General features: G+C 72.0%; 6 protein-coding genes and 1 pseudogene. 3 read left to right on the forward strand and 4 right to left on the reverse strand.

All coding sequences use genetic code 11. The features are described 5' to 3' along the window. On the forward strand, positions 1–176 hold a 176-nt coding region (locus JF597_RS00355), incomplete at its 5' end, for an aldehyde dehydrogenase family protein (protein WP_293986549.1). 101 nt (positions 177–277) lie between these two features. Continuing rightward, a pseudogene (locus JF597_RS00360) lies at positions 278–472 on the forward strand (hypothetical protein); the annotation flags it as partial. 26 nt (positions 473–498) lie between these two features. Here JF597_RS00360 and JF597_RS00365 read toward each other — a convergent pair. The 4 genes from JF597_RS00365 to JF597_RS00380 are packed head-to-tail and all read right to left on the reverse strand — an operon-like array spanning position 499 to position 4,301. After that, entirely contained in the window at positions 499–1,164 is a 666-nt protein-coding gene (locus JF597_RS00365; protein ID WP_069765446.1) for a response regulator transcription factor, read from the reverse strand. Then, on the reverse strand, positions 1,161–2,510 hold the full coding sequence (locus JF597_RS00370) for a histidine kinase (protein ID WP_293986541.1): 1,350 nt from the start codon (positions 2,508–2,510) through the stop codon (positions 1,161–1,163). The genes JF597_RS00365 and JF597_RS00370 overlap by 4 nt, the downstream gene beginning before the upstream one ends. Positions 2,511–2,535: 25 nt before the next feature. Then, on the reverse strand, positions 2,536–3,372 hold the full coding sequence (locus JF597_RS00375) for an ABC transporter permease (protein ID WP_293986543.1): 837 nt from the start codon (positions 3,370–3,372) through the stop codon (positions 2,536–2,538). Continuing rightward, positions 3,372–4,301, reverse strand: coding sequence for an ATP-binding cassette domain-containing protein (locus tag JF597_RS00380; protein ID WP_069765448.1), 930 nt, complete (start codon positions 4,299–4,301; stop codon positions 3,372–3,374). Before JF597_RS00380 ends, JF597_RS00375 begins: the two co-directional genes overlap by 1 nt. Before the next feature lie 260 nt (positions 4,302–4,561). Between JF597_RS00380 and JF597_RS00385 the strand changes: the two genes are divergently transcribed. After that, on the forward strand, positions 4,562–4,975 hold a 414-nt coding region (locus JF597_RS00385), incomplete at its 3' end, for an SRPBCC family protein (RefSeq protein ID WP_293986546.1).

Below are 4,975 nucleotides of genomic sequence, written 5' to 3' on the forward strand. Positions count from 1 at the left end.
TGCGGATGTCCAAGAAGCTGGACTTCGGGTGTGTGTGGATCAACACGCACATTCCGCTGGTCGCCGAGATGCCCCATGGCGGCTTCAAGAAGTCCGGCTACGGCAAGGACCTCTCGGGCTACGGCTTCGACGACTACACACGGATCAAGCACGTGATGACGTCGCTGGACGCGTAGTCCTTCCGCCGCGGGAGGTGCGGTTCCGCGGGTGGTCCTTCGGCCGCGGGTGCGTGGGGGCTGGTCGCGCAGTTCCCCGCGCCCCTGAGGGGAATTGCGGTATCCCGGGGCCGAGATGGCTACGGGGTCACGGGGGCGCCCGCTCGACGGGGTGCGAAGACGTCCCCGGCGGGCTCGCCGGGTGCGGGGTGCCCGCCGTGTACATGGCCGCGAGGGACCGGGCCGTCACCGGCCACTCCGCCAACGACAGACGACTCACCTGGGCGAACTGGCCGCTCCGCATCGACACGGACGAGGTGACGGGGCTCTCCGGCCCGCCGGGCTACGGCTTGGCCCTGACCAGGCCGGTGTCGTACGCCGTGATCACGGCCTGGATGCGGTCGCGGGCTCCGATCTTGGCGAGGACGCGGCCGACGTGCTTCTTCACCGTGGACTCGGTGAGCACGAGCCGCTCGGCGATCTCCGTGTTCGTCCAGCCCTGCCCGATGGCGACGAGGACCTCGCGCTCGCGGTCGCTGAGGGTCCGGAGCCGGGGGTCGTCGGGGGCGGCGTCGGTCGGGGCGAGGACCTGGTGGGCGTAGGCGTCCAGGAGACGGCGGGTCAGGCGGGGGGCCACGACCGCGTCGCCGGTGGCGACCGCGAGGATGCCGGCGACGAGCTCCTCCGGGCGGGCGTCCTTGAGCAGGAAGCCGCTGGCCCCTGCCCGCAGGCCTTCGTAGGCGTACTCGTCGAGGTCGAAGGTGGTGACGATCAGGACGCGGGTACGGCCGCCGGTGGCGGTGATGCGGCGGGTGGCCTCGATGCCGTCCATGCCGGGCATGCGGATGTCCATGAGGACGACGTCGGGGCGCAGTTCGGCGGCCATGCGGACGGCCTCGGCGCCGTGCTCGGCCTCGCCGACCGCCTCCAGGCCCGGCGTGCCCTCCAGGAGCATGCGGACGCCCATGCGCTGCAGGGGCTGGTCGTCGGCGATGAGGACGGTGGTCATGGCAGGGGATCTCCCGGTGGTACGTCGAGCACGACGTCCACGAGCCAGCCGTGGCCGGTGTCGCGTGGGCCGATGATGACGGTGCCGCCGAACATGGCGGCGCGCTGGCGGATGCCGACGAGGCCGTGGCCGGGACCGTCGCCGTCTGTCGGCGGCTTCGCCGGCGCGGGTGCGCCGGGCGGTGTGCCGGTGTCGGCGACCTTGACGCGTACGTCTCCCGTCCCGGCGGCGAGGGTGACCTCGGCGGACGTGCCGGTCCCCGCGTGCTTGAGGGAGTTGGTCAGCGACTCCTGGACGATGCGGTACACGGTGAGCTGTACGCCACTGCTCAGTGCGTCCAGGTCGCCCACCGTCCTATAGGTGACCGGCAGGCCTGCCGCCCGCACCCGCGCGAGAAGGGGGTCCAGGTCGCGGATGCCGGGCTGCGGGCTGAGTGGCCGCGCGTCTTCGTCAGGTCCCCGCTCCTCGCGCAGGACGCCCAGCACACGGCGCAGTTCACTCATGGCCTGGCGGCCGGTGTCGCCGAGGATGCGCAGGGCGTCGGCGGACCGCTCGTTCCGGTTGGCGGCGAGGGTCGCGGCGCCGTCCGCGACGCTGACCATGACGGAGAGGTTGTGGCCGACGATGTCGTGCATCTCGCGGGCGACCCGGGAGCGCTCGGCGGCGGCGGTGAGCCGGACGCGTTGCTCGTGCTCGATCTCCAGGCGCCGGGCGCGGTCCTCCAGCGCCGCCAGGTACATCTGCCGGATGCGCAGCGTCAGGCCCGTGGCGACGGCCGCCGTCGCCGTGCCCAGCAGGAAGAAGGCGCTGAGCAGCGGATGCTCGACCGGCACCAGGACGGAGACCGCCAGCACCGCCTCGACGACGGTCAGCGCGGCGGCCCAGCCCAGCAGCCGCAGTGACGCGGTCCGGGCCACGGTGTACAGGGCGATGAGCGCCGCGACGCCGGCCGGCAGCCAGATCCCCAGCGACCACTGGACGAGGGACACCGACATGATCACGAAGTACGTGACGGCCGGGACCTTGCGGCGCCACCACAGCGGAACGACGAACGCGGCGACACAGGCGACCAGGACACCGGGCGGCAGCTCACGGACCTCGGTCTCCGCGAACGGGGGCTCGCCCCCGCCCCGGAGCAGGACCGGCAGGCTGAACAGGGCGACGGCCAGCACCAGGGCCGTGTCGAACAGCCACGGGTGCCGGCGGTCCAGCCGCGTGAGGCGGCCCCGGTCGCGCAGCATACGGCCCAGGAGCGGGTGCGCCCACGCGGCGTCGATTCCGGGGGACGGCGGGGCCGCCGTCCCCCGGTCCGGGTCCGCGGGGGCCGCGGCACGGTGCGCGGTCATGGACACCATTGTCCCCGTGCCCAGGTCAGGCGTCGGACTTCACGAGCCGGAAGGCCGCACCGGCCAGTGCCAGGGCCACCCATCCGGCGAACACCGCGAGGCCCGCGCCGGGGGAGAGGGCGTCCGAGGACTGGTGCAGGGCGTAGACGGCCGAGCCCGCGTTGCCGGGGAAGTAGGGATTGATGCTGTCGTACAGCGAGTCGGGCAGCAGCGTGGCCAGGCCGGGCAGGATGAGCAGGATGCCGACCAGGGCCGCGATGGCTCCTGCGGAGGACCGGATCAGCACGCCCAGGGCCACGCCGAACACGGCGACCAGGCCGAGGTAGACCCCGGCGCCGGCCAGGCTGCGCAGGACGCCGTCGTCACCGAGGGACAAGGCGATCTTCTCGCCGTCCAGGCCCGGGGTTCCCAGCAGGAACGCGGCCACGGCGCCGACGCCGGTGAGGACCAGGGCGACCGGACCGATCACGGTGGCCTTCGACCACAGGACGGGCAGGCGGCGCGGTACGGCGGTGAGCGTCGAGCGGATCATGCCGGTGCTGTACTCGCCGGCCGACATCAGCACTCCGAGCACCCCGATGGCCAGCGAGGCGAACGTGGCTCCGGTCAGGGCCAGGCTCACCGCGGTGCTGTCACCGCTGCCGCCTCCCGGTCCGCCCGGTCCGGGCGCGGTGACGTCGGGACTGTAGGTGTAGGAGGCGATCGTCCCGAACAGGACCAGCAGGAACACCGCGACACCCAGGGTGATCCAACTGGAGCGCAGGGACCAGAACTTGGCCCACTCCGAACGCAGCACCCGGACACCGGTGACCTTGTACTCCGTCGTGCGGGCAGGAGCGGGGGCGAGGCTGGTGACGGTCATCAGGCGGCCTTTCGTTCGGCGTCGGCCGGAGCGCTCTGGTACTCGACGACATCGCGGGTGAGGTCCATGAACGCCGCCTCCAGGGAGACGGACTGTGGCGTGAGTTCGTGCAGCGCCACTCCGTGCCGGGCGGCGATCGCCCCGATCTCACGCGCGTCGCGTCCGTTGACCAGCAGCTCTTCGGCGCTGGAGGAGGTGACCGTGACGTCGGGGCCGGCCAGCAGCGAGCGCAGCTTCGCGGCCTCGGCGGTCGCGACCTTCACGCCCCCGCCGCCGGCCGCGTGGGTGAAGTCGTCGACCGTGGTGTCGGCGAGCAGCCGGCCGCGTCCGATGATCACCAGGTGGTCGGCGATCAGCGCGGTCTCGCTCATCAGGTGCGAGGACAGCATCACGGCCCGGCCCTCGTCGGCCAGCGAGCGCAGCAGGTTGCGCACCCACAACACGCCTTCCGGGTCAAGGCCGTTGACCGGTTCGTCGAGCATGACGACGGCCGGGTCGCCGAGCAGGGCCGCGGCGATGCCGAGCCGCTGTCCCATACCGAGCGAGAAGGCGCCCACCCGCTTGCCGGCCACGCTGGTCAGCCCCGCCAGCTCGATCACCTCGTCCACCCGGCGGCGCGGAATGCCGTGGGTGTACGCGAGCGCCATCAGGTGGTTGAACGCGCTGCGCCCGGGGTGGACCGACTTGGCCTCCAGCAGAGTGCCGATCTCGTGCAGGGGCGCGGCCTGGCTGGCGTAGGAACGGCCGCCCACGGTGACCGATCCCTTGGTGGGGGCGTCCAGGCCGACGACCATACGCATGGTCGTGGACTTGCCGGCGCCGTTGGGACCGAGGAAGCCGGTCACCTCGCCGGACTTGACGGTGAAGCTCAGGTGGTCGACGACGGTCTTGTCGCCGTACCGCTTGGTCAGCTCACGCGCTTCGATCATGGGAAGGGGCCTTTCCTGCCTGGGACTCGACCCCGTCGGCCGAGGCGCCGCGGTGTCTGCTGTCGACGTTAGGAGCGCCACAGGCCAGGACTCTGGGACCGCGGGGGAATCCTCGGGGCCCGAGTGGTACCCGGGTACCACCGAGACCCCTCCGGGGTAGTCCGTGGGCAGGACCGTGTGTGCCGTCCCGGCCGGGGTATCCGCTTCCCACCGCAACCGTCGAGCGCCGGCCCCCGGCTGATCGGAAGGAGAGGTACCGCATGTCCGCGTCCCTCGTGGAAACGGTCGACATCGAGGCTCCCGTCGCTGTCGCATGGGCCCTGTGGAGCGATGTGACCCGGTGGCCGACCTTTCTGAGCCACGTACGCCTGGTGGAGCGGCTGGACGAGCGCCGCTTCGCCTGGCAGCTGCAACTGCCCGGCGCCGACAAGAACTTCGTCGCCGAGCTCACCGAGGTCATCGCCGAGGACCGCATCGCCTGGCGCACGGTGGAGGGGGTTCACCACGCGGGCGTGGTCACCTTCCACCGGCTCGGTGACACCACGAGCCGGGTGACGCTGCAGATCGAGTACGACCCCAAGGGGTTCCTCGAGCACCTCGGCGCGCTGACCAACCTGGACTCGACGCTCGCCAACTACGACCTGGGCGAGTTCCAGAAGCTGGCCGAGACGGCG

The sequence above is a fragment of the Streptomyces sp. genome (genome assembly GCF_019510245.1).
Classification (GTDB): Bacteria; Actinomycetota; Actinomycetes; order Streptomycetales; family Streptomycetaceae; genus Streptomyces.